The organism is Cyanobium sp. T1G-Tous, from assembly GCF_024345455.1.
Lineage (GTDB): Bacteria > Cyanobacteriota > Cyanobacteriia > PCC-6307 > Cyanobiaceae > Cyanobium_A.
Genome location: NZ_JAGQBD010000030.1, coordinates 1 through 26,930, shown reverse-complemented (window position 1 = coordinate 26,930; position 26,930 = coordinate 1). Strand labels below are relative to the sequence as shown.

Here is a 26,930-nt window from a genome sequence, read left to right as displayed (position 1 = left end):
GCTTTTTGGCGGTGGTGAGCTCGTAATCAGAGAAGCCGAGCTGCTTGCCACCCATTACCTCAGTCCTGGTCAGCGATTACAGGGCCATTGTCCCGCGAATGGCACTGGTTCTCCAGAGTCTCCCTAGCTGGCGTTGGGGTGTCGCTGGCAGCGGGCTCACCTCTGCAGAAGTTTCAGCAGCAGCGTTGGGTTGAGATTTTGCTGGCGGTGGCGGTGTTGGCTTGGTGTTATCGCCCTGCCGCAGCGCGCTCGTTGGGACGGCCCCTGCTTTCGGGTTGGTATGGCCTAGGTCTGATCGGCTATGGGGGAGTGGCGCTGGTTGGTAGTGCACTGGGACCGATCCCTTGGATTTCCCTGGGTTTTGTTGGCGTGGTTTTACTGCAATTTGGCTTGCTGCCCCTGCTTGTGGATGGCTGGCGCGAGCGGCGAGATGAAGGCATCCGGCTGCTTGCCCTGCTGGCAGTGGCCCTAGTGGGTATGGATGTGGGCCTGTGGCTGGTGATGCATGGCTTCGATTTGCAGCCTTACGCCTGGATGCGTCGTTTGAGCCCCAGCGGCCAGCTGGAAATGGAAACGCCCTATCTATTTCTCAATGCCCGTTGGGCTAATCAGGTGAGCCTGCTGCTGATCTGGACGTTCATTCCCCTGCTGCAGCAGTTGCAGCAGGGGGTGATCAGAAGGCAACGGCGCTTCTGGTGGTTTGTTTGTTGGGCCGTGCCGCTGCTTTGCTGCACCCAGGTGGTGCTTAGCGAGGGAGATGGGGCCTTAATCGCTATCTTGCTGGCCCTGGTGGGCCTGCTGGTGCAGCGGCGCAATGTCCGCGCGGTGCAGATCCTGGCCTGCTGTTTGGCTGCAGCGTTTGCTTTATCTCTGCTGCTCAACGAGGGAACCCTGCTGTTGCAATTTGGCCAGCGCGCCGGCACCGAGCTGCAGCAATCCCTCACGGCTCCCCCAAAGGGGGCCACCCTGCCGACGGTCTACAGGCTGCCCTATTGGCTGCTTTACCTCCGTCATGTTGCCGATGCACCCTTTTTTGGCCATGGCATTCCGGTGATTCAGGCCGGTTCACCTGTCTGCACCCCCACAACATCTGGGTGGCTCTTCTCTACTGGACAGGTCTTGCTGGCACTGGCTTTGCCCTACTACTCACGACCGGATTTGTGCCGTGGAGTCGTCAGCAATGGCGCCACGCCAGCCCGATGGCCATGCCTCTGCTCGTTTCGTTGTTTGTTTATCAGCTAGTTGATGACATCTGGCTGCGGCCCCTTTCCTTGGCCCTGTTACTGGTGGTGTTAGCCAGCCTGCTGCCTGCTGATGCGCCACCGTTGCCAGAGCCAGCAATGGTGAGGCGTTTCACGCTCTGTTTTGAGCAATATCGCTTGCTGGCCTTGCTTGGGGTGTTGCTGCTTTGTTTATCGGTGGCCATGCCTGGTGGTGCTGGCTTGGGCCCATCAGATCTGGTGAGCATGCCAGGCCAGATGTGTCTGTTGCTCTTCTAGGCCAGCCCTGAGGGGAGTGGTCGTTTTTTGCTGGTGGACTTAGCTAGGACTTAGCCCGCCTCTAAAAATGTTGTTGGCCCCTCCCCGGTCTTCAGTTTTTTGTTGGCGCCAAGGCGAGTGAGCTCATTCAGGCGCTGATATCCAATAAAAAGCCGGTCCCGCAGGGCCGGCTTTAGGTGCTTGAGGCCAAATTTAGAAAGGGCCAGTTGGCGGCCCTCCCTTTCAATCACTCCGGTGCAGGAGCTTCGCTTTGGGGCACGCCGCGCAGGGTGAGGTTGATGCGGCCGCGGTTGTCGATTTCGCGTACGCGCACCGTTACCTGATCACCCACGTTCACCACATCTTCCACTTTTTCTACCCGGGCTTCGGAGAGTTGGGAGATGTGAATCATCCCTTCCTTGCCAGGCAGGATCTCCACGAAGGCACCGATCGGGATCACGCGGGTCACTGCCCCGCTGAATACCTCGCCTTCGCTGATGCGACGGGTGAGGCCTTCGATGATGCGCTGGGCCTCTTCGGCGGCAGCGCCATCGTGGCTGGCAATCGTGACGATGCCGCCATCTTCGATGTCGATCTTGGTGTTGGTGCGCTCGGTGATGCCCTTGATCGTGCGGCCGCCGGGGCCGATCACGGTGCCGATCAGTTCCGGATCAATCCGGAAGCTGAGCAGGCGTGGGGCGTGGGGCGACATGGTGTCGCGGGGCTTGTCGATCGCCTCGAGCATTTTCTCGAGGATGTGCAGCCGGGCGGGGCGGGCTTGGTTAACGGCTTCAGCCACGGTTTTCATATTTAGGCCCGTGATCTTCATGTCCATCTGCAGGGCGGTGATGCCCTTTTCGGTGCCGGCCACCTTGAAGTCCATATCGCCAAGGAAATCTTCGATGCCTTGGATGTCGGTGAGGATGCGCACCTCCTCGCCCTCCTTGATCAGGCCCATGGCGGCGCCGCTCACTGGTGCCTTAAGGGGCACGCCGGCATCCATTAGGGCGAGGGTGCTGCCGCACACCGAACCCATCGAGGTGGAGCCGTTGGAGCTGAGGCACTCCGACACCACGCGCAGCACGTAGGGGAAGGACTCCTTGTTGGGCAGCACGGGCACAATCGCCCGCTCAGCCAGGGCGCCGTGACCAATTTCGCGGCGGCCGGGGGAGCGCATCGGCTTGGTTTCGCCGGTGGAGTAGGGGGGGAAGTTGTAGTGGTGCAGGTAGTGCTTCTCGGTGGACGGGTTGAGGTCGTCCATTTCCTGGGAGTCGCTCGGGGTGCCGAGGGTGGCGCAGGAGAGCACCTGGGTGAGGCCGCGCTGGAACAACGCTGAGCCGTGCACCCGCTTGGGCAGTACGCCGGCGGCGGCGCTTATCGGCCGCACTTCATCAAGGTTGCGGCCATCGACACGCTTGCCCTCCTGGAGGATCTGGGCGCGCATCAGCTTTTTGGTCAGGTCCTTGTAGCTGTTGCCCAGGGCCTTGCCGCTGGAGGCGGAGCGGATCGGGTCGTCTTCGGCTAGAGCGGCGATCTTCTCGCTCACCTCGGCCTTGATGGCGTCGAGCTTCTCGTCGCGTTCAGTTTTGGTTTGGGAGAACTGCTTGAGCACCTCACCGATGCCACCGGCACATTCCTGCTCAAGGAAGTTGGGCAGGGTGGGGTCGATGACCTGGGGTTCGGGGATCACCTGCTCGATGCCGAGCTCCTTGAGCAGGTTTTGCTGCGCCTTGATCAGTTCGCACACCGCTTCGTAGCCGAAGTCGATCGCCTCGATCACGTCCTGCTCGGGCAGCTGATTGGCACCGGCTTCCACCATCACCACGCCCTGGGGCGTGCCAGCTACCACCAGATCAAGCTCGCTGCGCTCGATTTCGCGGAAGCTGGGGTTGAGCACGAAGTCGTCGCCGAGCAGGCCCACCCTCACGGTGGCCATGGGGCCATAGAAGGGGATACCGGCAAGCAGGGTTGCCATCGAGGCGCCGGTGACGGCGAGCACATCGGGTGGCACGCGCTCATCGAGCGAGAGGCAGGTGGCCACGATCTGGATGTCGTCGCGCATCCAGCTCGGGAACAGGGGCCGGATCGGCCGATCGATCAGGCGGCAGGTGAGGATCGCCCGCTCAGAGGGACGGCCTTCGCGACGGAAAAAGCTGCCAGGGATGCGACCGGCGGCGTAGAGACGCTCTTCGTAATCGCAGGTTAGGGGCAGAAAATCGATGCCTGGGCGACCGCCGGAGCGGGTGGCGGTGACCAAAACCGAGGTATCACCACACTCAACCATCACCGAGCCCCCAGCCTGGGGGGCGAACCGACCGGTGGTCAGCCGGATCTCCCGACCATCGAAGGAGATCGACTGAGTTTGTCCTTGCACGTGCGCTTATGTCCTGTTGTTGTCAGGAACCATTCTCGCATTTAGGCCGTTACTACTGGGGCATCCTTCGCTTTTTATCGCGTTTATGGGTTTGCTTGGCCATAAAAAAAGCGCCCGTAGGCGCCTTTGGAATCTTTAGCTGATTACCAGGAAGACTTGACCACTCCAGGCAGCTCACCCTTGTGGGCGCGCTCGCGGAGCTGGTTGCGGCACAGACCGAAATCGCGGTAATAGCCGCGGGGCTTGCCGGTGGCCCAGCAGCGATTGCGCACGCGGTTGGGGGCGCTGTTGCGGGGCAGCAGCTGGATTTTGCGGTGGATTTCCAGACGCTCCATCGGATCTGCAGCGGCGTCGAAGGCTGCCTTGAGGGCAGAGCGCTTGGCGGCAAAACGCTCAACCATCTTCTTGCGCTTGACATCGCGCGCAATCATCGACTTCTTCGCCATGCGGCCTGAACTGCGATCGGATAGGTGCTTCCGAGCTTACCTTGCGGCGGTTCGGGCTACAGGGTGGGGCCAGCTCAGCGCCCAAGCAGCTGCTGCACGACCGGCAGCTGGGAGGTGTCCTTGACGATTAGCACCACGCTTAAGCCCACCAGGAAGACAAAGCCCGACTGCATGAAGGCCATCTGAAAGCGCTCGGGCAGGGGCTTACCCCGCAGGCCTTCGAGCAGCAGAAACACAAACTGGCCGCCATCGAGCAGGGGCAGCGGCAGGGCGTTGAGCACCGCCAGGTTGATCGAGATCAAGGCGGTGAAGATGAACAGGCTGCTGCCGCCCTGCTTGGCCAGCGACGCACCCATCTCCACAATTTTTACCGGACCAGACACCTGGCCGGCGGTCTCGCCGAAGTGGGTGGCGAGGGTCACGAACCCTTCCACGGTGCGAGTGGTGAGGGCGGCGAAGTCGTGGTTGGCCTGGCGGAAGGGCTCCAGGGGCGTGCGTGCGGGACGGAAGGCCTCGGTGCCATTGGGTTGCAGCTGGGCGCCAATGCGGCCAACGCCGCCGAGATCGGCGGGGGTGAGCTGGAGGGGCAGGGTTTGGCCGTTGCGCTCGGCTTCCAGGCGCAGGGTTTGCTCAGGGGCGGCCTTGATGCGCTCCACCAAGGCGGCAACGGCGCTTTGGCCGCCGCCAAGATCGCTGCCATTGAGGCTCAAGATGCGATCACCCGGCTGGAGGCCGGCAGCTGCGGCGGCTAGACCGGGTTGCACGCCACTCACCAGCACGCCGGGGCTGGCGCTGAAACCGGCGGGGATGCCGAGCACCAGGCCCTGGCCGAGCAGCACCGCATAGGCGAGCAGCATGTTGGCCAGCACGCCGGCGGCGATCACCAGGGCCCGCTGGGCTAGGGGCCGGTTGCTGAGCAGGTTGGGGTCGTTTTTGGGAATGGGGCTGTCTTCATCGTCATCGGGAAAGGCCACGAAGCCGCCCAGGGGGATGGCCCTTAGGGCGAATTGCACACCGCGGCGCTGGCGCTCGAACAGCACCGGCCCAAAGCCGATCGAAAAGCTGCTGACGCGAATCCCCTGCCAGGTGGCGGCAAAGAAGTGCCCCGCCTCGTGCACCACGATCAGCCCCGCCAGGATCGCTAGTGCTGTGAGAACGCCCATCCAGGCCCCGCTATTAATGCGTCCATTGTGCTGGGTTTGCCTGGGGGCAGGGGGGCGGCATGCACGCTTTGGCGCTGAACTAAGTCTTGGCTAAGTCCACTCACTGCGGCCGTGGGTTCTCCTCCGCGCCCGGGCCGTGCCAGCAGCAGCGCGACCCTTAAGATCCCGCCTCGGCAGTAGTTGTTTTTACCTATATGAATCGCTTTTTGAGTGCCCTGATCTGCGCGACCCTGCTGCCACTTCCCGCAGCAGCAGAACCTCCACCGGCAGAGCCACCGGCAGAACAAAAAGCAGAAAAAGAAGCAGAGCAAGAAGCCCAAACCGAAGCGCTGGCGACAGAGGCCCAAAACCCTGTCTCAAATTTGGTCAGCGTTCCGTTTCAGTACAACCTCACCCCTGGCATCGGGCCCAATGAAAACCAAACCCAGAGCCTGCTGAATATTCAGCCAGTGGTGCCGTTTTCGCTCAGCCCGGATCTCACTTTGGTGACCCGCACGATCCTGCCGGTGCTGAGCCAGCCCACTGCTACGGGCAATCAAAATGGCATTGGCGATCTCAACCCCAGCTTCTTCTTCGTGCCCAAGGCTAGGGGCGCTTGGACCTTTGGTTTTGGCCCCACCTTGGTATTACCAACGGCTAGCGATAGCAGCCTGGGCCGGGGCAAGTGGTCTGCGGGGCCGGCGGCGGTGGCTGTGTACAGCAAGGGCCCCTGGGTGGCCGGGGCACTGGTGAACAACATCTGGTCGTTTGCGGGCAATAGCGATCGCAGCTCGGTGAGTGCTTTTTTGCTGCAGCCCTTCATTAATTACAACCATGCCCCATGGCTGGTATTTAGTGACCGCGCCGATCGTCACCGCCAACTGGCGGGCGGCCAGTGCTGACCAGTGGATTCTGCCGGTGGGCGGCGGTGTGGGCCGCTTGTTTCGCATCGGCAAGCAACCGATCAATGCCTCGCTGCAGGCCTACGCCAATGTGGTGAAGCCCGACATTTTTGGCGATGTCACTATCAGGGCTCAGATTCAGTTTTTGTTTCCTAAGTAGGTGAAGCAGAACTATTCATAGTGGCTCCAGAGCCGCAGCACTTTGACGATGCGCTCGTTATCGAGTACCTGGTATATCAACCGGCGCTGAATGTTGATGCGCCGTGAGCAGGCGCCGCGCAGATCACCAACAAGGGCTTCGTACGGCGGTGGCTGTTGGTAGGGATCGTCCCGTAGGAGTCCCAGTAGGTTCTGGGCTTTCTGCTTGAGGGCCGGTGCTGCGGAGGCAAGTTTGCGGGCGTCTTTCTGAGCTTGCTTAGTGAATAGAACGGTCCAGCTCACCAGCCTGGTTCGCTGCTCAGCTCAGCAGGCGCGGTGGCCATGCCTTCAAGGATCGATTCGCGCATCCCTGGGATCGACCCCAGGTGCAGGGTCTCCTGGATGGCGCGCCAATCGTCTTCCGAGATCAGCACGGCATTGCTGCGTTTGCCGTTGATCTGCACCGGCTCATGGGACTGGCCCACTTCATCGATTAGCGCGTAGAGGCGCTTACGGGCTTCTGTGGCTGACACGCTGGCCATAGACTCCTCTCATGCGTACGTTAAAGCGTACCAGCCTCGCCCTTGAAGCGCTGGTGCCCCGCTCCATGGAGCTGAGCTTGCAATGTGATTGCGTATCGAGGGGTTCGAGGTGATAGCGCTCATCAAGGCCAATGCATAAACCGCTCCTTGTGCTGGGTTTGCCTCGGGCAGGGGGGCGGCATGCAATCTTTGACGCTGAACTAAGTCTTGGCTAAGTCCGCTTGCTGCGGCCGTGTGTTCCCCGCCGAACCCGAGCTGTGGCAGCAGCAGCGCAACCCTTTAATTGTGATTCAGTTAATGGTTCTTATTGGCCATAAGACCATCCTGCTACGTATCGTCTGAAAACTGATTAAATTTTTTGCTGTTTGTGATTTCACGATCCGGGCCCAGATTCAGTTTTGGTTCCCGAAGTAAGTGAGGCAACACCGCTTTAGGCAGCTGCTGGCGGTGGCCACGGCGGTGCTGGTGGCCTCGCTTACGGGCGGCTGCGAAGGCTGGCTTGAGTCCCTTGGGCTTCCCTACAAAATCGAGGTCCCGCTCGCCACTTGGCCGGGCTACGAATACTTTTATTTGGCCAAGCGCAAGCGGTTGGCGGCGGAGCAGAGCCTGCGCCTAGACACGCGCGACTACCCCGATCCGCAGGCAATCGTGCATGCATACCTGCGCGGTGAGCTGGATGTGGCCCAGCTCACCACGGTGGAGGCGGTGGATATCTGCAGTAAGCAACCAAAACGCTGTCCGGTGGTGGTGCTGGTGCTGGATGAATCCCGTGGCGGCGACATGGTGGCCGCCCGGGCTGGCCTGCTCAGCGTCGAAGACCTGCGTGGCCGCAAGGTGGCTGTGACCCCTTCAACCCTGGGGCCTTTTGTGCTCAGTAGGACGCTGGAGGAGGCGGGTATGGACCTCAAGGACGTGCAGGTGGTGCCGATGCCGATGGGCGAGATGGCGGGGAGCTTGGCGTGGCGCAAGGTGGATGCCGCGGCGTTCTTTCCGCCATTTAGCGACTACGCCCTGCGGGTGGGTTTGGCTCAGGTGCTGTTTGACAGCAGTCGCATCCCCGGCGAGATCTTCGATGTGCTGGTTGTAGATCCGCTGTTTGCATTGCACCACCGCGACGATCTGGCCCGGCTGCTGCGCACCTGGCAGGCGGCCCATGAATATGCCGAACGCCACCAAGATGAGGCGGATAAGTTGATGGCATTTCGGGAGAAGTTGAGCGTGCCGCGCTTCCGCCAGGCGGAGCAGGGGCTGGTTTATCACTCGTTGCAGGAGCAGGTGCCCCTGCTGGAGCCGGGCGGGGTGCTGGCCCAAAACCTCAAGGCGGTGCAGCAGGTGCAGGTGGAGCTGGGCTTAATGAAGCCCGGTGCGCCTCTTCCCCGGGTCGACGATGCACCGCTGCGCCAGGCGCTGAATCAGCCCTGAACAATTGCGGGCGCACGGTTTTTAGGCTGGCTGAAGAACGGGGCTTATCGGCAGCAGGGTCACCCCAGCCGGCTTGCCGAGCTCATCAAAATCAACAATCAGGTTGTCGCTCACGGCTTCGGAGCTGCTGCGAAATAGCGGATTTTCATGGCGCAGGGGGTGCAGCAGGCGGGCCTGGAAGAGGAGGTGGAACTCACGGTTGAGCGGGGCCTTCTGCCGTATGGCTGCGGTTGGCCTCCCTTTAGGCCGCGAACGAGTAGGATCATATTGAGCGTCATATCAAACATGGCCGTCGCATCATCTCCTTTTGAGCGCGTCACGGTGACGATGCCGGCGGAGTTAGTTGCTGGCGTTGATCGCTACGAGCGCAACCGCAGTCGCTTCATCACAGAAGCCGTGCGTCATGAGCTCAAGCGCCGACGGCACCTGGAGCTGCTGCGATCACTCGACGAACCCCATCCCGACAGCCTGGCCACCGCCGCTTTGGGGCTTGAGGCCTGGGCTGAGGCGCTGCCCACAGAAGACAGCGATCTGCTCGACCCCACCGCAGGCCTGCCCTTGCGCTGGAGCGCCAATCTAGGCTGGCAAGAACCAGTGTCATGAACCTGGCTAGAGGCACTTTGGTGCTCGTTGACCTGGAGCCAACGCTGGGCCATGAACAACAGGGGACCCGGCCTTGTGTGGTGGTGAGCGACGCGGCTGTGAACTGCAACCAGCGCTTTCCCCTGATCGCGGTGGTGCCGGTCACGGGCACTCCTGCCCAAGGGGCGCTCTATCCAGCCTTGGCCCCTGGATCCAGCGGACTCACCAAGCCATCGACAGCCCTGGTGGATCAGCTGCGCTCCATCGACAAGCAACGCGTCCGCAGGCGCTACGGCGATGTGTCACCAGAAGAGCTTGAGGCCATTGACGCGGGCTTGTGCCTGTATCTGGGCCTTGAGCCAGAGCCGTGACTCACCCAGCTGCTCGGCAAAAGCCCCATCACTAGGCCGGCAAAAACCGGATTAGAAGCTCCGCTTTTTCCGCATTAAGAAGCCGGTATTTCCCGCATCAGTGAGCCTGACTGCCTGTCTACAGCCACTGGAAGTTGAGTTTAGAAGGGCTCGGCCAGGAGTTTGGCCAGGCCTGCTGAATTGCGGATGGCGCCGCTGTCGGCATCCACGAGACGCTCCATCCTTTCCAGTTGGGTGCTCAGGTGTTGGGTTTGATCCATCACCCCGCACCGATCGTGTCCCCACCGAAGTAGGGCGCCAGAGCTGCGGGGAGCCTGACGGAACCATCAGCCTGCTGGCCGGTTTCGAGTAGGGCGGCCATGGTGCGGCCGATGGCGAGGCCGCTGCCATTGAGGGTGTGGAGCAGGCGGGTGTTTTTGCCGTCTTTGAAGCGGATGGCGGAGCGGCGGGCTTGGAAGTCGTTGCACACCGAGCAACTGGAGATCTCGCGGTAGGAGCCGGCGCCGGGCAGCCACACCTCCAGGTCGTAGGTGCGGGCGGCGGAGAAGCCCAGATCACCGGTGCAGAGCTCGATCTTGCGGTAGGGCAGCTCGAGGGCTTCAAGCACGGCTTCTGCGTCAGCGGTGATCTGCTGGTGGGCGGCGGCGGAGTGGTCGGGATGGCAAAACCAGTAGAGCTCCACCTTGTTGAACTGGTGCAGGCGGATCAGGCCACGGGTGTCGCGGCCGTAGCTGCCGGCTTCGCGGCGGAAGCAGGGGGTGTAGGCGGCGTATTTGAGCGGCAGCTGCTCGGTGGGAAGCAGCTCATCGCGGTGCAGGGAGGTGACTGGTACCTCGGCGGTGGGGGTAAGCCAGAGGTCGTCGTCGGCGCAGCGGAAGCTTTCCTCGGCGAATTTGGGCAGCTGGCCCGAACCCGTGAGGCTGGCGGAATTCACCAGGATCGGCGGCATCACCTCGCGGTAGCCCTTGGCGGTGTGCAGATCGAGCATGAAGCTGATCAGGGACCGCTCCAGGCGGGCGCCAGCACCCATCAGGGTGATGAAACGGCTCTGGGCGATGCGCACGGAGCGCTCGGTTTCAAACAGCCCCAGCCTCTCGCCGATCTGCCAGTGCTCCTGCAGGCCGGCTTCGATGCGGGGGCTGCCCCAGCGCTTGATCTCGATGTTGTCGGCTTCGCTGCGACCATCAGGCGCCTCGGGCGAGGGCAGGTTGGGCAGGGCCGATAGGGCATCGCGCAGCTGCAGCTCGAGGGCTTTTTCCTGCTCCTCAAGGGCCGCCACCTGCTGCTTGATGGCGTTTCCCTGGTCGCGCAGGGCCTGCACCTCGGGGCTGTTTGGGGCAGATCCGCCTTGAATCAGCTGCCCTACGGCCTTGCCGATGCGGTTGCCCTCGGCTTGAAGGTTGCTGCGCTGCTCCTCGAGATCGCGCTCCTGGCGGGCGATCTGCTGCAGCGGAGCGAGGTCTAGCGCCATGCCCCGGCGGGCCAGCTGGGTGGTGATCAGCTCAGGGCTGTCGCGCAGGAGGCGCTGGTCGAGCACGAGAAGGAGTCAGACTAGGGGCAGATTAAAAGCAGTATGGAAGGAATTGCTATTGGTTCTGCCAGCGGCCAAAGAGGCCTTAAAATGTGGTAATGGAAAGCAAGTGAAATGGCTAGACGTTCTACTAGTTCAACATCTGATGCCGCTAGTCGCCCGAATCCCCCTAGCTGTGTAGGCGACTCTAGCCATCGCTTGTTGGGGCAGCTACTGCGTCACTCCCGCAGGCTCCGCGGCTATGGCCCTGTACGGGATCAGGGTGTAGCCCTGCCTATTGCAATTGTAGCTGGCTTGGTGCTGGTGCTTGGCGTCGTAGCGCTGAGTTCACGCAGCAGCCAGGGATTTATTTCCAGCATCTTTCAGGGCGTCAACCGGGAGGCTAGAGAAACCGCTGAGAGCGCTATCTCGGATTTCGGCGTCACTATGAACAGGGAGGAAAATCGGTTGCTTCTGGTGGCCGGAAATGACTCAAGCTGGACTAGCGATGAACATCGCAATCTCTGTACAGCTAGCACCCAGGCGGCTGATGGCACTTGGTCAGCCGTGCCTGCTGATCTCGCCATTGCCAGGGCTAGGTCAACGCCAACGAGTGCTAGCCGCTTCGTTAGGACAGGCAATTGGGTACCTTTGATAGCTGGAGACACAACACGCTCATTTAAAGTAACAAAAGTCGAGTACTTCTTTGAAGAAAATGCGGAGCGGACGCCGTTCAACTTTGCTACGGGTAGTATTAATTTCCCTGGCAAGACCGTTCGAGATTCCGCATTAGAAGGCGGAACTAGAACCTTAATGAGGGTAACTGTTGTGGGCAGGATCTCGCGAAACGGCCAAAGTAGCTATGCCAGGGTTGCTCGCGAGTTTGAAGTGGTGCCTAAATGCTGTAAGCGGTCATTTGGCAATAACAGTGGGTCTGTTCCCTGGGGGCGTGATAACGCAACTTGCCCCGTGGGCAAAGATACAGGTGTTGGTAATGGCGTGATTGGAAGTTTAGATGGTGGATCGCCTACAGGCAGTAACAATGAACTTGATATCCGTGATGAAAATAATACTCTTGTGAAACAGGCAATTTGTTGGATGGGAAATACAACTGGCGTGGTGAGTGATCTAGACGGCGATCCTAGCCAAGAGTGTAAAGATGGAACACAAGCTTTGGGAAAGGCTACACCGCAAAAAACATCTCTTAAGTTTGCACCAACAAAATTTAGCTTGAAGTTGCCGGAGCCCCGTTGGAATTATGGTGGGCGATTAGCCCCTCAGCCAGGGGCTCCGTTGACGGTTGCGAATCTCAACTCGCAGTTTCCTACGGCATACTTTGGAACTTGGATTTCTGATGGTACGAACTATTGGATGCGACTTTTTGATGAGGAGTGGAAGGCTTTTGGTACTAGTCCGTCTGCTAATCCATGGACATTTGGAGAATACTCTCGGGTAAGTGGGCGTATACAAGTTGTCTCCAACAATCACGGTCTTAATGTCAGCAGTCCTGTTTTCTTGTATCCAATTACTGGCTCATTGGTGTTAGGCAACTGGTCGGTTTGGACTTCTCCCAGCCCTGCCGAAGCAAATCTGTTCAATATTAATAATACAACAAATAATAGCGGCGATTTGTATTGGATGGGCGCTTCATCGTCGCCAGTCACAGAACGCAGTTTTCTGAACTGCTCTAGTGCTACAACAGACATTAGCCTTTGTCGCTGGGAAGAGCAAAGAATTGTTTTCAATTCCTTTGGCGCTCGAGTTCCTTCCTGCACGAATCCTGCCGTTACTGGCTGCAGCATTTCGGCCCCTACGCGCATTCCATATCCTCAAGTTAGCAATACTGATGCAGACTCGACGATACTTTCCAGCAACTTCAATAAAATCCCGCAACTTGCGAAAGCATACAATGCTATTGCCAGAATATATCTTGATCCGTCGTCGATGATTATGATGCAAAAAATAGGTTCTGCGACGGCAACCCCAATGACTAATTGCATCGTCAATAAAGATCCTGCAGCGCCCTATGCCGTTGTTGATTGTCGCTTTTCGCAGATTGCCTCTGGCAACGATGACGTGTTCATCGATACCAGCTATGCCATGATCAATTTTCACTTCGATGACCTCGCTGTTACTGGTGAATATATGGGTGGTGGTGGCAACACCTCATACAAGCGAGTGCATTGTTCCCGTGCGAGTTGGACGGCAGCATGTGATGATCTAGTCACCTGGGCTGATTTTCAGATTAAATGCGATATCGTCTCAGGATCTGATCCCAATTGTGCTACTGGTAAAAACTCAAATTATGATCACTCCGAGCTTTTTAATGCGTTTACTCTTGGCGCGGGCAAGTTTTTCTTGAATGGAACTAGCTCTACTGTTGGTATGAACGTTTACGCTCCATTTGCTACTGTTGAGCTCAAGGGTGGGGGTAGGGCGGATCCTAATTTCATGGGCCGCATTTGGACTAACACTATTGCGCTAAATGGTAATGTGAAGCTAAGGGTACCTAATAGTCAGCCTTCTTTCTGCTCGAATACCATCTGTCCACCGCCAAGCAGGGTCCCTCTGTTCGATCTTGTTGCTCGGAGTTTTAGTCATGCTTCTGGTTTCTGAGCGCCTGCGGCTAAGGCAATCGTCTAAGCAGCCGCTGGCACGCCACTGCCCTCATTCATATATTGATGCTGGCTTCTCAGTTGTAGAGGGCATTATTGCGTCGGTTATTTTGATAGTCGCAGTAATGGGAACGGTGGCGGCATTCAACTTGATCACATCGTCAATCAGTGGCACGTCAAAAAAGAACGCAGCCAATATTGCAATCGACAAAGACATCTCTTTGATTAAAAAGCTTTCCGTTGAATACACTTCTTGTGTAAATCCTGTTGGATCCGTGCCTGGGGCAGGGGCTGCTTGTGATGTTACAAATAATTTTTCGAACTATTATTTCCCCAAGAGCGCTCTGGTTTCCGACCAAAATCAGTTTTTCGCAGCCTGCCGATCTACTAATCCTGGCAGTCACATTACGGCTGGCTTTAAAACTGCGATTGATGCCATTTCTGCGGATCTTGGTGCTGGAATTGTAAGGCAGCCTGCCATCAGAGAGGATGGAGCTGATCCTCAGAATCATAATATAATTGTTGAATATAAGATCAGCGGCTCATCAGTAAGACTGATAAAGGTTTCCCCTGTAGTGTCGTCTTGGTGCGGATAATGATTCTCCCCTCGCGTGCTGTACTTAAGCGCTTGAATCTAGTTCAGCCTGGCTTTACGCTTCCTGAGCTCATGGTTACGGTGGCGATCCTTGGGATTGTATCTGCTATCGCCATACCATCTTTTGCACTTGTGCTCCGGCGTGAGCGCGTTAATGCAGTTGCATTGGAAGCTGCTGGCTGGTTGGAGGAAGCCCGTTCTCAGTCAGCTAAAGAAGTGAATCAGGATCTTCTTAGATTTGATCAAAGTGACTCCGAAGAAGGAGGTTGTGTTATCATTTTGGCAGGGCAAAATAATTCTGCTGCAAGTGGTGATGTTATAGCAACCGTAGAGAGTGCTACCCCTGGTCGCTGTGATGTTCGGCAAGAAAAGCTCTTAGTCCCTGATTCGCAAGGTGGTAAGTTCAAAATAGGTGTGTTTGGTCTAGGGGCGGGTAAGCCCGACGGAGATTCTTCTAATCCCTGCAAACCCGATATGGGGATGCTGTGTGCGGGAAGTGTGAGTCTTTGGTTTACTCCTAGGGGAATGTGGTCTTCTACGTCTATAGATAGTGGCCAGGATATGGAAATCCGTATTGCCCATGCCGATGGTAGCGGCCCAAAGAGATGTGTACGTATTTCCAGTATTCTGGGCTCTGTTGATATCGGCAGCGCTACCGACGGAGACATTTCTTCTTCCTGTAATGCTTGGGGTTCAATCTAAATGAGTGGACTTGTGTCTCGCTTTCGTCGTCCTCTTCTACCGTTTTATTGCCGTCCTAAGCCTACGGATCTTGGTTTCACACTTGTAGAGCTGTTAGTGGGTCTTGTGATTGCTGGCGTTGTGGCTTCAGCCGCGGGTGCTGTGATGGTTGCACAAATTCAGAGCTCAGCCAAGCTTGAGTTGGCTCAGCGTCAGCGAGACAATTCCAGCCGGCTGGATTATTTGATCCAGATCGAGGCTGGCGAGGCTGCTTCGGTAATTGTTGATCCTTCCATACCAGCAAGCTGCTCTAGCACTGGTGTTGCAACTGGCGTTGCCGGTTTCCGTATCCCTCGGGACAGAGGACAGTATCTGAATGCAGCCAATACTTCCTTCGTTTATTACTACAACAAAGGATCAGACGTTTGGCGCTGTGGCCCCCCAGTCAAGAGAAGCGGGGTGCTTAACCACGATTCAAGTGTTTTGCCTGAGGCAGGAGTAGCGGTAAGGGATGCTCGGCTTGAAAAAGTTAATTGCTCGGGGCAGGTTACAAATGAAGGCCAGTTTGTATATAGACTTGTCTTCCCCACTGGATATCAACCGGCATGTTCTGTTGCTCGCGCTAAAACGTTACAGATTTGTAATGTGGTTTGTTGATTCTTTGGTTTGGGTGATGCCTACGATTGAGCGCTTAGGGATGCTCAAAGCACCTGCACCACCTCACTCACCTCAGGAATAGCCTCCCGCAGCTTGCGCTCAATGCCCATCTTTAGCGTCATGGTGCTGCTGGGGCAGCTGCCGCAGGCGCCCTGCAGGCGCACCTTCACGATCGGGCCGTCAATTTCTACTACTTCAACGTTGCCGCCATCGGCCATCAAGTAGGGGCGCAGCTCATCGAGGGTGCGCTCTACGTTTTCCAGCGTCAGGGCGTGGGGGTCTTGGGCGGGGGCTGCGCTGGTGGTTTCGCTGCTCATTTGGGCCAGCCTGTATGGCCTTTCAGCTTAGGACGGCCAGGCCTGCGCCTGGCTTAGTCCAGGTGGAAATGGGCGAATAGGTTTGCAGCCGGGTCCTGCCGCCCGTTGGTACGCCAGCGAGTTACCAGCTCTTTCAGGCTTTTTTCGTACCGGAGGCGCTTCTGAGCGCTCCAGCCTAGATAAAGCACCCCTGGAATGATGCCTGGTATCAAAAGCAGCAGGCCGATCCAGATGTCGCGCCTGTGGTAGCCCTTAGCCGGAAACCTACGGCCACTGCTGATCGCCCAGGCAAGCGCCCGGATTTCCTCGGGGAGATTACGGAAATTACGTTTATTTGATTGGTCGTTGGCATAGGGCGTGATCTCAAGCTTTGCCTTACGGGTTATATCTCGCGCAATCTGGCGCCGCATACGGATCACCTCCCTTACCTTAGCCAGCGACACCCGGGCAATCACCTGGCCGCTGGCACTCATCAGCGTGAAGCTGGTCGAACTGATGCGTGAATGCTCCAGGGAGCCATACATGCCATCAGCCAGCCTGCCCTCCTCCCTTGCCACATCCTGGGCTGCGGCAAACAGCAGGTTTAGGCCCTCTTCCCGATCCACTAGCCGGGTATCGTTTCGGCCTCGCGGGTTGGGAAGGTACGGATGATTCATTGATATAGGGCAATCGGAACTAGTTCCAGCAATCTTATAACTTTGTCGATTCCACTGCTAGCAGATGGGGGCGATCCCTTGAGTGGTAGCCCAGCTAGCCGTTTCGCCCCAGGCTTCCGTCTCCTAGGCTGGCAGCAGCACCCATGAAGCCTCCGCCGGCGCGATGACTGACGTTCCCGTTCAGCGGATCCGTAATTTCTGCATCATCGCCCACATCGACCACGGGAAATCGACCCTGGCCGATCGGCTGCTGCAGGACACCGGCACCGTTGCTGCTCGCGACATGCAAGCGCAGTTTCTCGACAACATGGAGCTGGAGCGCGAACGCGGCATCACCATCAAGCTCCAGCCTGCCCGCATGGAATACACCGCGGCCGATGGCGAGGCTTACATCCTCAACCTTATTGATACCCCTGGTCACGTCGACTTCTCCTATGAAGTTAGCCGTTCATTGCAGGCTTGTGAAGGCGCCCTGTTGGTGGTGGATGCCAGCCAGGGTGTAGAAGCTCAAACCCTGGCCAATGTCTACCTGGCCCTTGAAAATAATCTTGAGATCATTCCTGTTCTCAACAAGATCGATCTGCCTGGTGCTGATGCAGATCGCATCGCTGAAGAAATTGAGGCAATCATCGGGCTCGACTGCTCCAATGCAATCCATTGCTCTGCCAAAACAGGCCTCGGAGTGCCCGCAATCCTCCAGGCTGTGGTGGATCGGGTGCCGGCTCCCGCCGACAAAGTGGCCGAGCCGCTGCGGGCCCTGATATTCGACTCCTACTACGACGCCTACCGGGGCGTGATCGTTTATTTCCGCGTGATCTCCGGCTCGATTAGCAAGCGCGACAAGGTGCTGCTGATGGCCAGCGGCAAGGTGGTGGAACTGGATGAGGTGGGCGTGATGGCGCCCGATCAGCGCCAGGTGGATTCACTCCATGCCGGCGAGGTGGGTTATATGGCCGCTTCGATCAAGGCCGTGGCCGATGCCCGCGTTGGCGACACCATCACGCTGGCAGCCAATCCTGCCGCTGAGCCGTTGCCCGGTTACACCGAGGCCAAGCCCATGGTGTTCTGCGGGCTGTTTCCCACCGACGCCGACCAATACCCTGATCTACGCGAAGCCCTAGACAAGCTGCAGCTTTCCGATGCCGCGCTCAAATATGAGCCGGAAACCAGCAGCGCCATGGGCTTTGGTTTCCGTTGTGGCTTCCTTGGCTTGCTGCACATGGAGATCGTGCAGGAGCGGCTAGAGCGGGAATACAACCTTGATTTGATCGTTACTGCGCCTTCGGTAATTTATCAGGTGAACATGCTTGATAACACCATCATGATGGTGGACAATCCTGCCACTTTGCCCGACCCGCAAAAGCGTGAATCCATAGAAGAGCCCTATGTGAAGCTCGAAATCTATACCCCGAATATCTATAACGGCGCCCTGATGGAGCTGTGCCAGGAGCGGCGCGGTGAATTCATCGATATGAAATACATCACCACCGATCGCGTGACTCTCCACTATGAGATGCCGCTGGCGGAGGTGGTTACAGACTTCTTCGACCAAATGAAGTCGCGCACCAAGGGCTATGCCTCAATGGAATACAGCCTGATCGGCTATCGCAAAAATGAGTTGGTGCGTCTTGATGTATTGATCAATGCTGAGAAGGCCGATCCCCTCACCACCATCGTGCACCGCGATAAGGCCTACAACGTAGGCAAGGGTTTGGTGGAGAAACTCAAGGAGCTGATCCCCCGCCAGCAGTTCAAGATTCCAATCCAAGCATCAATCGGTAGCCGCATCATTGCCTCCGAAAGCATCAGCGCCATGCGTAAAGATGTGCTTGCCAAATGCTATGGCGGTGACATCTCCCGCAAGAAAAAGCTGCTGCAAAAGCAAGCCAAGGGCAAAAAGCGCATGAAGGCAATGGGCAAAGTCGATGTGCCCCAAGAGGCTTTCATGGCCGTGCTCAAGCTGAACCAGTAGGGCGCTTCTGGTCGGGGTGACTGGCGGTGATGGTTGGAGTGATGGGTATTAAAAATTTTGCCTCCCGAATTCTGTATAGGCTGTACGGAATTCAGTAGAGCGCCGCGAACCAGGCGGCCAGGTCGTCCGGCCCCTGAAAATCGAGCAGGGCTACTCCTTCGGAGAAGACTGCGTCTACAGCCAAGGCTTCGAGTTGCTCCAGCGGCAGTGCCTCGATCTGGGCAGTGGTGTCGGCGCTCAATGGGCCGCAGCGGCGGCTTAGAAGACGCCAGGGTGACGCGGGCTTCGCTGATTGCCTTTCCTCGAGCTTCTCCCCGGGCTTCTCCCTGCGCTTCTCCTTCGGCGAAGCCAATGCCCACGATCTCTTTGTAGATCCGGCTTTGGGTGAAGTCTTCAACGGTGATGCCGCCCATGGCGCATTCTTCAGGCGAGTGCCGCGAACCAGGCGGCCAGGTCGTCTGGCCCCTGAAAATCGAGCAGGGCTTCCGCCAAGGCTTCGAGTTGCTCCAGCGGCAGTGCCTCGATCTGGGCGGTAATGGCGGCGCTCAGTGGCCCGCAGCGCCGGCTCAGCAGACGCAGGGTGACGCGGGCTTCTCCCCGCGCTTCTCCTTCGGCGAAGCCAATGCCGACGATCTCTTTGTAGATGCGGCTTTGGGTGAAGTCTTCAACGGTGATGCCGCCCATGGCGCATACCTCCGGGATAGATCGGGTTGGAAAGCGTGTTACCAAGATAGCGGCGATCACATCATCGAGCTCCGCTGTCCAGGGCATGCTCTTGGCTGCCGCTTGCTGACGCAACAGCTGGCTGCTGGTGGTGATCTGTGTTTCGGGTTGCAGCAGCAGCCCCAGCAAGCGCTGAAACAGAGATGCGTTGGGCGGCCAGTGCTCAGGCAGCAGTTCCACCCAGCGCACGCGATGCTCCAGAAATTCAGCCACCGGCTCCACTGCCCCGAAATGGAGCTGACGCGACGGGGCGATCACCACCACTCGCCAAGCATTGATGCTTGGCTTCTGCTGCAGAAGGCGCGCTGATTCGGCGTAAAGGCGCCTTAGAAAGCCGGAGTCGGCGGCCATCTGGGCCTCGAGGATCAAGGCCGGGAGGTCGGGGCGATCGGCTGGAGGCAGAAAGAGACCGTCGAGTCGATATTCGCGTTCTTTCAGTGCGGGTGCTGAAAAGGTGTAACCCGCAGCGTCAGCAGGAAGCCCCTCAACTAGCGAGAGGATCCGGTCGGGATTGTTCTGGAACAGCCAGAAGAACAGCTTGTCGGAGAGCATTTAAGAATCTTGTACAGCCTTCGACGGCCCTAGGTGCCAGTAGCTATTACCGCGCCATAGCAAGCGGCGAGCTCTGCAACGGGTAGGGGTTTGCTGAATAAATAACCTTGGAAGTATTGAATGCCCAGTTTGCGCAGGGCTTGGAAGGTTGCCTCATCTTCTACTCCTTCTGCTACTAGGTGTAGGGGCATCTGGGTAGACATGCCGGCGATCACTTCGACTATCTGGCGGGCGTAGGGATCGGTGTGCAGAGCCAGCACAAAGGAGCGATCGATTTTGATCTCGTTTGGCTGCAGCGTATTGATCAAGTTGAGCGAGGAGTAGCCGGTGCCGAAGTCATCTAGCGACAGCTCGATGCCAGCGGCGCGTAAGGCCTGCAGATTTGCTTCAGTGGTGGCGGAGCGATCCAGAATTGATGCCTCTGTGATCTCGAGCGTCAACCTTTTGGGATCGACGCCGGTGCGCTCCAGCATGCCCAGCAGCCTTGCCTGCAGCTGCGGATCACTTAATTGCGACGGGCTCACGTTGCTGGAGAGCCTCAGCCCAGGCTGTTGCAGGGCGCCATCAAGGGCTAGGAAGCCATCGAGGCTCAGCTGGAATAGATGTTCACCAAGCTCCCGCATCATGCGGTAGCGCTCGGCGATATCAAGAAACACATCTGGGCCGATGAAGCCCCGGCTGGGGTGCCGCCAGCGGGCCAGCGCTTCTACGCCGCGCAGCCTTTGCTCCTTATCTACCACCGGCTGGAAAGCCATGCTAAAGCCGCCTTGGCGCAAGGCATCTTTGAGGTCGGCGTAGAGCTGGTAGTCGTCGTAGCCGCCCTTGGCAGTGGCTACATCGAATACGGCTACGCGGGCGTGCTGCTGGCTCTTGGCTTGATCCATCGCCAGGTCGGACTGGCGCAGGATTGCTTCTGGATCGCTGGAGTCGGGATCCACCACATTTACGCCAATACTGATATCGATATCGATGCTCACATTGCCGAGATTGGCTAGCTCCTCAAACATCGCCATGATCCGGCAGGCAAACAAATGGGCGTGGGCCTTGAGGGTTTGCTCGGAGTTGCTCTTAATCGCCGATAGATCCATCAACACCGCAAATTCATCACCGCCTAGGCGGGAGAGGAAATCGCCAGCTCGAATCGTGTCCTTGAGCCGTTGCGAAACCGCCACCAGGGCCCGGTCGCCGGTGGCGTGGCCGTAGGTGTCGTTGATTGCTTTGAACTTATCGACATCAATAAACAACACCGCAAAGCGCTTACGCGAGCGCTTGGAGCGGGCCGATTCGATCTGCACCTGCTCAATGAAATGGCGCCGATTGGGCAGCTGGGTGAGTGAATCGAGTAGCGCCAGCGACCGCGCTGATTCCAGCAGCCACTCCATGCGGCTGGCCAGTTGGTTCACCTTGAAGTTGATCTCACTGCGCTGAAAGCTGTCGGGCGGCATGCCCAGCTGTTGCAGCACCGCATCAAGGTTGTGGCTGGTCTGCCGCAGCCGCCGGCTCGACTTCTGCTCCAGCTGCAGTTGGCGCAGGTTTTGGCGCCGCCGCTCCAGCATCACTTTGGCGCGCACCAGCAGCACCACCGCCACCAGCGCGGCGAACACCAGAAGGTCGCGGCCCATGAACCAGGCCAGCACTGCCGTGAGCAGCAGCAGCGCCAATAGCAATGGCTTGCGCGCTTGCGAGCGCGGATGCTCCCGTCGCTCCTGCTTCCACCAGGACCGCACCGGTCGTTGCAGCAAAGCTCGCACCGGGGGGCGCATTTGATCTCACTAGTGGTCGCAAATTAGCGCCGCTTCAAGGATTTTGCCGCCCGTGGGAACACTGATTGCGTCGTTGTGCGCCAGGTGCCTCATGGCCCGGTTCCCCCATTCCCTAGCTAGCCCGCCTTCGCTGGCGGCTGGTTTTCTGTTGCCCCTATCTGCCACAGCCTCGCTGCTGCTAGTGCTGAGCAGCGTTTCGCTGCAGGCGGCAGCGCTGCAGGCCCGCAGCCAGGTGCAGGTAGGCCAGCGGTTGCGCCAGGCGGAAGATCAGTTGATGTCGGCGGCCCATCACCTGCTGGCGGCTCCTGCTATCCCCGTCGTGGGCCAAACCGGCCAGGTGGGCCCGGTGGCCTACCGCTTGGTGGCTTTTGACGGCCCCCATTGGGATGGCACCCTTGCCGCCGGTGGTCTGCAGCGGGGCCGAGCTGCCGCCACCTTGGAGCTGCAGCCCACGGCTGAGCAGCCCCGCGCCCTGCGGGCGGCCTATGGCCTGGAGCTTTCCCGCACCCTCACCCCTGAAGGCCCCGGCAGCCAGCAGCTGCTGGGCGTGCGGGAACTGGGTATGCGTGGTCGCATCAGCCAGGGGGTAGCGCCATGAATTTGGTGGAAGCGATGGTGGCTTCGGCGATGTTTGTGACCTCGTCTAGTTGCTCCTTGCAGTTGTGGTCGGGCAGCGCCAGCTGGGCGCGCCAGGCGGAAGCCCAGCAGCAGCAGGCGGCCCAGCTGGAGGCAGCGCTCCTGGCTAGCCAGGCCCAGCTCACGGCCCTGGCCGGCACAGCGATTGCCGCTGATTGCACGGCCGCCAGCAGCTGGCTTGCGGCCCATTTGCAAAGCCTGCCCAGTGGCGAGGGCATTGTGCGCCAGGTGAGCGCCGAGCCTGGGGCCCTGGTGCGGTTGCAGGTTGCTACCGCCGAAGGTGTGCAGCGGCAGCGCTGGCTAAGCCCAGCGGCCTACGGCTTGTGTGGATCCCAACCTGCAGCGGAGCCGAGCGATGCGGCGCTCTAAGCAAAGCCAGGCCAGGTCAGGCTTCAGCCTGCCTGAGCTGCTGGTGACGGTAAGTGTGCTCGGCTTGCTGGCCAGCCTGGCCATCGATGGCGGCCAGCGCAGCCTGGCGCGGATGCGGGTGGAAACCACCAGCCGCCGGCTGGGTTGGGGTTTAGAGCAGGCGCGCCGCCAAGCCCAGAGCCTGGGCCAGCCCTGTGCCCTCGAGCTGGGCCAAAGCGGTTGGCGCCAGCCCAGTGGTGGCAACCTGCCCAGCTGCGGCGAGGCTGATGTTGAGCTGCATCCCCATGAGGCCACCGGGGTGGCCATCGGCTCCAACTTGCCTGGGGCTTTGCGTTTCAGCAGCAACGGCCTGGTGCTTGATGGCGGCACGGTGGTGATCAGCGCAGCGGGCACGGAGCTGCGCCGTTGCCTGGTGATGTCGCTGCCGCTGGGGGTGGTGCGGCTGGGCCGCTACGAGGGGGAGCCGGGCGATGCGCCTAGCAGCAGAGCCTGCCGCGCCGAGGAGGCACTGTGAAAGGGGAGCAAGGGTTTTCGCTTGTGGAGTTGCTGCTGGCCCTGGCGATTGGTTGCGGCCTCAGTGGCTTGCTGCTGCAGGCGCTGGTGGCGGAGGGCGCCACGAGCCAGCGTTTTGGTCGGCTGCTGCGGGAGCGGGCCGTGGCCCAGCGCACCCTGGAGCTGGTGCGCGGTGATTTGCTCCAAGCGCGGGGCTTGGCTGATCCGGCTGCGCTGGCGCCGGCCTGCAATTTGGCGGGCCGCAGCTTGGTGCTGCATCTCGATACCGCATCTGGCCCGATCACCTATTCATTGGGCAAGCCGGCTGAACCGATCTGGCGGGGCCAGGTGCTGATGCGCTGCGGACCGGCCTATGGCCTGCATGGCGAGCTGGGCAGCGGCACAGCCCAAAACCGGGTGGTGCTCGATGCGCTGGCGGCCAGCGATGGCTTTCGGGCCCAGCCCGCTGGCGCGGGGGTGCTGCGGCTTGAATTGGCGCAGGCCTGGGCCGATGGGGGGAGGTTGAGCTCCCGCTTGCCGGTGGTGATTGGGGCAAATTAAGCAAGCTGCCTGAAGCCCGCTTTTTTTAACGGTGATGTCTGCCACCATCTATCTGCACTGGACGGCCACCCCCTACAACTGGGTGCGCAGCGGCCTGTACCACTCGATCATCGGTGGCGATGGCCAGGTGCATCGCCTGCACAGCTATGGCGCCGACCTGCCCGCCCACACCTGGCGGCGTAACACCAATGCAGTGGCGCTCAGCTGTGCCTGTATGGGCGGCCGGCCAGACCCTTGGACCATCCCGCCCGCCAAGCCCCAGCTGGAAGCCCTCTGCCAGGAGGCCGCTGCCGTAGCCCGCAGCTGGGGCTGGAGTGCCGATCAGATCAGCATTCAGCGCGTGATGACCCACGCCGAGGCGGCCGCCAACCGCGACGGCCGCGTGATGCACGACAACTACGGGCCGGTGATCTGGGGCGGCACTGGTGAACGCTGGGATCTGCTGCAGTTGGAGAAGGGCGGCCCGCCTACCGGCGGCGAGCAGCTGCGCGAGCGGGTGCGCCAGCTCCTGAGTGGGGAGGCTGCCTCGGGGCCGGAGCCGCTGCAGTTTCGCCGTGCCGGCAGCATTGAGGCCCGCGGCTTGCCGCTGGCCACCGAGATCGATGCCAATGGCAGCAGCTGGGCCCTGGCCACCGCCCTGCTGGAGCGCTACGAATTGCCCTTCCAGTGGGACGCCAGCCATCGCCGCATCCTGGTGGGTGCCCTTGATGTGGTGCCTCGCTTTCAAGACGATGCGGTGCAGGCCTCGGTGGGCTGGCCCCTGTTTGAGATGACCCTCGAGCGCAGCAGCGCTACGGTGATCCTGCGGGGCATCGTGCGCCAGAACCGCGCTTGGTGCTGGGTGCTGGAATTTGCCGAGGAGCTTGGCATCAGCGTGGCCTACGACCCCTTCCGCCTGCTGGAGCGGCGGGGTGGTTGAAAGCCGGCCCCGATCAAGCGACCCGAGCAGGCGCAGTACAATGTCATTACAGCCTCAGGACGGGCCATGATCCGCGACCAGGTGCTGCAGCTTCGGGCCTCGGCTGAGCAGCGTCTGATGATCGACCAGGCCGCTGCAGCGGAAGGCATCAGCCGCACCGAATTCATCCTGCGGAGCTGCCAGGAGCGGGCGCGGGATGTGCTTCTGGATCGCACGCTGTTTTCCCTGACGCCAGAGCAGACCACGGCCCTGCTGGTTGATCTGGAGGATCCCGGCGCTGCCGCCCTCGATCAGGCCAGCATCGATCGATTACTCGCTATGCCGCAGCCCTGGCATGCGCCCGCCTGAGCCCCTCGGCCCGCAGCATCAGCTGGAACGTTTCGACTGCGGCAACGCCGCGTTGAACCGCTGGCTGCAGCAGCGGGCCATGGCCAATGAGCGCCAAGGTGTGTCGCGCACCGTGGTGATCTGCGCAGACGAGGGCAGCGACGTGATCGCCTACGCCTGCCTGTCGGCTGGAGCAATCGTGCTGGCGGAGGTGCCTGGTGCCTTGCGGCGCAACATGCCCGACCCCGTTCCCGTTGTGGTGCTGGGCCGGCTGGCGGTGGATCTTCGCCAGCAAGGAAAGGGGCTGGGCTCCGCCCTGGTGGCCGATGCCATGCGGCGCAGCCTTGCCGCCAGGCGCCTGGTCGGCGTCAGAGAACTGCTGGCGCACGCTATCGACGAGCAGGCGGCCGAGTTCTACCGCTCACTCGGATTTCGTCCCTCGCCAATCAGTGCCTCGACGTTGATGCTGCAGCTCTCGGAGGAGGCGGGCTGATGACAACGGAGACCTTCATTCCGCGGATGGCGATGCCCCAAAGCCAAAATGAATGACGACTACAAAGCTGCAGTTGTCACCTGCCGATCCGCTTCAGGAACAACTGCAGGCATTGCAGCTAAAGGTGCGGGCCGTGGTGCCCCAGGTGCAGCACCTCACCTGTGAAAGGGTGGATGGGGAGCTGAAGCGGCTCACGCCGATTTACGACAGCAGACCACTGCTCCCTGGAGCCTCTGAGCCTGGTGGGTCGTCGCTGGTGTTGCCGGAGAGCCAGGACGGCAGGCTGGATTTTGTGGTGGGCTTCCATGCCCCCGAGGTGGCGGCCTTTTCAGAAGCGGAGCAGGCCACCTTGGAGGCGTTGGCCGAGCTGATCGGCCTCACGGTGCGCAACCATTTCAATGCCACGGCTTCCCTCTATGTGGCTGTACCGGCGATCACCTCAACCGGGTGTCCCACTTTCGCGCTTGATCGCCGAGGGGCTAGCTGAACGCCGGGGCCTCAGCGCCCATGCCGTCGATCAGATCGCCCGTTTCTCCCGCCTGCACGACATTGGCAAGATCGGCATCCCCGATCGGATCCTGCTCAAGCAGGGCCCGCTCACGGACGAGGAGCGTCAGGTGATGAACACCCATGTGGAGCTGGGGCTGGAGATGATTGGCAAGGTGCTCTGCAATGTGATTCGCCACCACCATGAGCGCCTTGATGGCTCCGGCCATCCGGAGAGGCTCAAGGGTGAGGCGATCTCCCTGGAGGGCAGGATCGTGGCGATTGTGTGGCGGAGTTGGAGCAGGTGCTGGCTGCAACGGGGATCAGCCCGTGATCGAACGCACGCGGCACTGGACGCCGTCGGCGCTACCAGTTTTATAGATAACGCCGTTGGAATCCTGCACGCTGATTCGGTAAGTCGGCTGGCGGGGATTGGTTGTGTCCACATCAAAGTCGACTATGCCTCGCACCACCAGGGCATCGCTGGCGCTGGAATCCACCAATCGTCCTTGGGCGTTTATGGGTGGACCGTTGCGGATTAGCTCACCACCAATAGCCTCGTATCGGATCGGTGCGGCCATCCCCGGCACATCCGGCACCAGTGCGCCGTTCTCCTGGCGAGCCCGCTCGGCCTGCTGGATTTCGTGGTTGATCAGAAACTCCACGCGGCCGCATTGGTCCTGCAGCCGCAGCAGGGCTGTGAGCTGGCTGCTGGTGCGGATATGGGACAGCACCATGGCGATGGCGCCACTTAGAACCACCCCACCAATCGCCAGCACCACCAGCAGCTCCGCCAGGGTGACGCCGGCGGGGCGGGGTTGGCCGTAGCGGAGGCGGGTTGGCATGGCGGGCTCAGATGCGGTCGCTGGCGGTATCGCAGTGGTTGTCGCTGACGCGGCCCGCATGCACCAGGCCCATCAGCCCTTCCAGCTGCACGCAGCGCTCGGCATCCACGCCATCGGCCAGCCTCACCCGGAATCACGATCGGCTTGTCGGTCGCTGGAGCTGGGTGCAGGGTGCCTGAGGGGGTGAACACAAAGTTCGCTTGGGTGGCTTGAACCTGAAAGCGCTGGTTGGCGCTGCCCCCTCTGCCAGGAAAGATGACGCCTCTCCATCTCGACCACTTTTTCCACCAGGGGGCTTGATGGAGCAGAGCAATGCGTCGCTACAGCGAGGCCGTCAAAGCTGACGTAAGGAGGCGGATGAGTC

General features: G+C 59.9%; 33 protein-coding genes and 1 pseudogene. 22 read left to right on the top strand and 12 right to left on the bottom strand.

Annotated elements, in window-relative coordinates; genetic code table 11:
- Positions 1–87: 87 nt before the first annotated feature.
- A complete protein-coding gene (locus KBY75_RS13945; protein WP_255024348.1) occupies positions 88–1,242 on the top strand; it encodes a hypothetical protein in 1,155 nt (384 codons plus the stop codon).
- Positions 1,206–1,499 (top strand): hypothetical protein, encoded by a 294-nt coding sequence (locus KBY75_RS13940; RefSeq protein ID WP_255024347.1) that lies wholly within the window; start codon positions 1,206–1,208, stop codon positions 1,497–1,499. The genes KBY75_RS13945 and KBY75_RS13940 overlap by 37 nt, the downstream gene beginning before the upstream one ends.
- Before the next feature lie 226 nt (positions 1,500–1,725).
- On the opposite strand, the gene KBY75_RS13935 is transcribed toward KBY75_RS13940, so the two are convergent.
- The 3 genes from KBY75_RS13935 to rseP all read right to left on the bottom strand — a co-directional run bounded on the left by KBY75_RS13935 (position 1,726) and on the right by rseP (position 5,461).
- The gene (locus KBY75_RS13935) at positions 1,726–3,852 is read right to left on the bottom strand and encodes a polyribonucleotide nucleotidyltransferase (protein ID WP_254935805.1); all 2,127 of its coding nucleotides are present in this window, start codon (positions 3,850–3,852) and stop codon (positions 1,726–1,728) included.
- A 143-nt stretch (positions 3,853–3,995) separates the two neighbouring features.
- Positions 3,996–4,298, bottom strand: a complete 303-nt coding sequence (gene rpsN, locus KBY75_RS13930; protein ID WP_254935806.1) for a 30S ribosomal protein S14 — start codon at positions 4,296–4,298, stop codon at positions 3,996–3,998.
- 74 nt (positions 4,299–4,372) lie between these two features.
- On the bottom strand, positions 4,373–5,461 hold the full coding sequence (rseP, locus tag KBY75_RS13925; protein ID WP_255024346.1) for an RIP metalloprotease RseP: 1,089 nt from the start codon (positions 5,459–5,461) through the stop codon (positions 4,373–4,375).
- A gap of 362 nt (positions 5,462–5,823) precedes the next feature.
- On the opposite strand from rseP, the gene KBY75_RS13920 reads away from it, so the two are divergent.
- Together KBY75_RS13920 and KBY75_RS13915 are read left to right on the top strand one after the other, a co-directional pair.
- A complete protein-coding gene (locus KBY75_RS13920) occupies positions 5,824–6,342 on the top strand; it encodes a hypothetical protein (RefSeq protein WP_255024345.1) in 519 nt (172 codons plus the stop codon).
- A complete protein-coding gene (locus tag KBY75_RS13915; RefSeq protein ID WP_255024344.1) occupies positions 6,296–6,502 on the top strand; it encodes a hypothetical protein in 207 nt (68 codons plus the stop codon). The genes KBY75_RS13920 and KBY75_RS13915 overlap by 47 nt, the downstream gene beginning before the upstream one ends.
- A gap of 11 nt (positions 6,503–6,513) precedes the next feature.
- On the opposite strand, the gene KBY75_RS13910 is transcribed toward KBY75_RS13915, so the two are convergent.
- Positions 6,514–6,783: a Txe/YoeB family addiction module toxin gene (locus KBY75_RS13910; RefSeq protein WP_255024343.1), complete on the bottom strand. Its 270-nt coding sequence runs from the start codon at positions 6,781–6,783 to the stop codon at positions 6,514–6,516.
- Positions 6,780–7,022, bottom strand: a complete 243-nt coding sequence (locus KBY75_RS13905) for a type II toxin-antitoxin system Phd/YefM family antitoxin (RefSeq protein ID WP_254935810.1) — start codon at positions 7,020–7,022, stop codon at positions 6,780–6,782. The genes KBY75_RS13910 and KBY75_RS13905 overlap by 4 nt, the downstream gene beginning before the upstream one ends.
- 207 nt (positions 7,023–7,229) lie before the next feature.
- Here KBY75_RS13905 and KBY75_RS13900 point away from each other — a divergent pair, with 207 nt between their 5' ends.
- The 4 genes from KBY75_RS13900 to KBY75_RS13885 all read left to right on the top strand — a co-directional run bounded on the left by KBY75_RS13900 (position 7,230) and on the right by KBY75_RS13885 (position 9,397).
- Positions 7,230–7,364, top strand: a complete 135-nt coding sequence (locus tag KBY75_RS13900; RefSeq protein ID WP_255024342.1) for a hypothetical protein — start codon at positions 7,230–7,232, stop codon at positions 7,362–7,364.
- Positions 7,365–7,436: 72 nt separating this feature from the next.
- Positions 7,437–8,444 carry an ABC transporter substrate-binding protein gene (locus tag KBY75_RS13895; protein ID WP_315859097.1) on the top strand — a complete coding sequence of 336 codons (1,008 nt, stop codon included), beginning with the start codon at positions 7,437–7,439 and terminating at the stop codon, positions 8,442–8,444.
- Positions 8,445–8,729: 285 nt separating this feature from the next.
- A complete protein-coding gene (locus KBY75_RS13890) occupies positions 8,730–9,047 on the top strand; it encodes a CopG family ribbon-helix-helix protein (RefSeq protein WP_255024341.1) in 318 nt (105 codons plus the stop codon).
- Entirely contained in the window at positions 9,044–9,397 is a 354-nt protein-coding gene (locus tag KBY75_RS13885) for a type II toxin-antitoxin system PemK/MazF family toxin (protein WP_255024340.1), read from the top strand. The genes KBY75_RS13890 and KBY75_RS13885 overlap by 4 nt, the downstream gene beginning before the upstream one ends.
- A 259-nt stretch (positions 9,398–9,656) precedes the next feature.
- Here the strand turns inward: KBY75_RS13885 and serS are convergent, their stop codons facing one another.
- Positions 9,657–10,934, bottom strand: coding sequence for a serine--tRNA ligase (gene serS, locus KBY75_RS13880; RefSeq protein ID WP_255024339.1), 1,278 nt, complete (start codon positions 10,932–10,934; stop codon positions 9,657–9,659).
- Positions 10,935–11,222: 288 nt separating this feature from the next.
- On the opposite strand from serS, the gene KBY75_RS13875 reads away from it, so the two are divergent.
- From KBY75_RS13875 to KBY75_RS13860, 4 genes are read left to right on the top strand one after another with little or no spacing between them, the layout of a single operon-like run.
- A complete protein-coding gene (locus KBY75_RS13875) occupies positions 11,223–13,523 on the top strand; it encodes a hypothetical protein (RefSeq protein ID WP_255024338.1) in 2,301 nt (766 codons plus the stop codon).
- Complete coding sequence (locus KBY75_RS13870; RefSeq protein WP_255024337.1) at positions 13,507–14,118, top strand: hypothetical protein; 612 nt, start codon at positions 13,507–13,509, stop codon at positions 14,116–14,118. Before KBY75_RS13875 ends, KBY75_RS13870 begins: the two co-directional genes overlap by 17 nt.
- Entirely contained in the window at positions 14,118–14,819 is a 702-nt protein-coding gene (locus tag KBY75_RS13865; RefSeq protein WP_255024336.1) for a Tfp pilus assembly protein FimT/FimU, read from the top strand. The genes KBY75_RS13870 and KBY75_RS13865 overlap by 1 nt, the downstream gene beginning before the upstream one ends.
- Complete coding sequence (locus tag KBY75_RS13860) at positions 14,820–15,455, top strand: prepilin-type N-terminal cleavage/methylation domain-containing protein (RefSeq protein ID WP_255024335.1); 636 nt, start codon at positions 14,820–14,822, stop codon at positions 15,453–15,455. It begins immediately after the preceding gene.
- A 44-nt stretch (positions 15,456–15,499) separates the two neighbouring features.
- Here the strand turns inward: KBY75_RS13860 and KBY75_RS13855 are convergent, their stop codons facing one another.
- Both KBY75_RS13855 and KBY75_RS13850 read right to left on the bottom strand, forming a co-directional pair.
- Positions 15,500–15,772, bottom strand: a complete 273-nt coding sequence (locus KBY75_RS13855; protein ID WP_255024334.1) for a NifU family protein — start codon at positions 15,770–15,772, stop codon at positions 15,500–15,502.
- 53 nt (positions 15,773–15,825) lie between these two features.
- Positions 15,826–16,296: a hypothetical protein gene (locus KBY75_RS13850; protein ID WP_255024333.1), complete on the bottom strand. Its 471-nt coding sequence runs from the start codon at positions 16,294–16,296 to the stop codon at positions 15,826–15,828.
- Between the two features lie 295 nt (positions 16,297–16,591).
- Between KBY75_RS13850 and lepA the strand changes: the two genes are divergently transcribed.
- Positions 16,592–18,400 (top strand): translation elongation factor 4, encoded by a 1,809-nt coding sequence (gene lepA / locus KBY75_RS13845; protein ID WP_255024332.1) that lies wholly within the window; start codon positions 16,592–16,594, stop codon positions 18,398–18,400.
- Between the two features lie 91 nt (positions 18,401–18,491).
- Here the strand turns inward: lepA and KBY75_RS13840 are convergent, their stop codons facing one another.
- The 3 genes from KBY75_RS13840 to KBY75_RS13830 form a co-directional block, all read right to left on the bottom strand.
- The gene (locus KBY75_RS13840) at positions 18,492–18,752 is read right to left on the bottom strand and encodes a DUF4351 domain-containing protein (protein WP_255024331.1); all 261 of its coding nucleotides are present in this window, start codon (positions 18,750–18,752) and stop codon (positions 18,492–18,494) included.
- 71 nt (positions 18,753–18,823) lie between these two features.
- Positions 18,824–19,675, bottom strand: a complete 852-nt coding sequence (locus KBY75_RS13835; RefSeq protein WP_255024330.1) for a DUF2887 domain-containing protein — start codon at positions 19,673–19,675, stop codon at positions 18,824–18,826.
- A gap of 29 nt (positions 19,676–19,704) precedes the next feature.
- The gene (locus KBY75_RS13830) at positions 19,705–21,438 is read right to left on the bottom strand and encodes a bifunctional diguanylate cyclase/phosphodiesterase (protein WP_255024329.1); all 1,734 of its coding nucleotides are present in this window, start codon (positions 21,436–21,438) and stop codon (positions 19,705–19,707) included.
- Positions 21,439–21,529: 91 nt separating this feature from the next.
- On the opposite strand from KBY75_RS13830, the gene KBY75_RS13825 reads away from it, so the two are divergent.
- The 9 genes and pseudogenes from KBY75_RS13825 to KBY75_RS15455 form a co-directional block, all read left to right on the top strand.
- Positions 21,530–22,036: a hypothetical protein gene (locus tag KBY75_RS13825; protein WP_255024328.1), complete on the top strand. Its 507-nt coding sequence runs from the start codon at positions 21,530–21,532 to the stop codon at positions 22,034–22,036.
- The gene (locus KBY75_RS13820) at positions 22,033–22,443 is read left to right on the top strand and encodes a hypothetical protein (RefSeq protein WP_255024327.1); all 411 of its coding nucleotides are present in this window, start codon (positions 22,033–22,035) and stop codon (positions 22,441–22,443) included. Before KBY75_RS13825 ends, KBY75_RS13820 begins: the two co-directional genes overlap by 4 nt.
- Positions 22,430–22,957 carry a GspH/FimT family pseudopilin gene (locus KBY75_RS13815; RefSeq protein WP_255024326.1) on the top strand — a complete coding sequence of 176 codons (528 nt, stop codon included), beginning with the start codon at positions 22,430–22,432 and terminating at the stop codon, positions 22,955–22,957. The genes KBY75_RS13820 and KBY75_RS13815 overlap by 14 nt, the downstream gene beginning before the upstream one ends.
- Positions 22,954–23,496: a prepilin-type N-terminal cleavage/methylation domain-containing protein gene (locus tag KBY75_RS13810; protein WP_255024325.1), complete on the top strand. Its 543-nt coding sequence runs from the start codon at positions 22,954–22,956 to the stop codon at positions 23,494–23,496. The genes KBY75_RS13815 and KBY75_RS13810 overlap by 4 nt, the downstream gene beginning before the upstream one ends.
- Positions 23,497–23,530: 34 nt before the next feature.
- Positions 23,531–24,415: an N-acetylmuramoyl-L-alanine amidase gene (locus KBY75_RS13805; protein ID WP_255024324.1), complete on the top strand. Its 885-nt coding sequence runs from the start codon at positions 23,531–23,533 to the stop codon at positions 24,413–24,415.
- A gap of 66 nt (positions 24,416–24,481) precedes the next feature.
- The gene (locus KBY75_RS13800; protein ID WP_255024323.1) at positions 24,482–24,763 is read left to right on the top strand and encodes a DUF1778 domain-containing protein; all 282 of its coding nucleotides are present in this window, start codon (positions 24,482–24,484) and stop codon (positions 24,761–24,763) included.
- Positions 24,750–25,235 carry a GNAT family N-acetyltransferase gene (locus KBY75_RS13795; protein ID WP_255024322.1) on the top strand — a complete coding sequence of 162 codons (486 nt, stop codon included), beginning with the start codon at positions 24,750–24,752 and terminating at the stop codon, positions 25,233–25,235. The genes KBY75_RS13800 and KBY75_RS13795 overlap by 14 nt, the downstream gene beginning before the upstream one ends.
- 52 nt (positions 25,236–25,287) lie before the next feature.
- Positions 25,288–25,722 (top strand): GAF domain-containing protein, encoded by a 435-nt coding sequence (locus KBY75_RS13790; RefSeq protein ID WP_255024321.1) that lies wholly within the window; start codon positions 25,288–25,290, stop codon positions 25,720–25,722.
- A pseudogene (locus KBY75_RS15455) lies at positions 25,634–25,951 on the top strand (HD-GYP domain-containing protein); the annotation flags it as partial. The gene KBY75_RS13790 and the pseudogene KBY75_RS15455, both read left to right, overlap by 89 nt.
- 93 nt (positions 25,952–26,044) lie before the next feature.
- On the opposite strand, the gene KBY75_RS13780 reads toward KBY75_RS15455, so the two are convergent.
- Complete coding sequence (locus KBY75_RS13780) at positions 26,045–26,566, bottom strand: type II secretion system protein J (protein ID WP_255024319.1); 522 nt, start codon at positions 26,564–26,566, stop codon at positions 26,045–26,047.
- Positions 26,567–26,930: the final 364 nt, after the last annotated feature.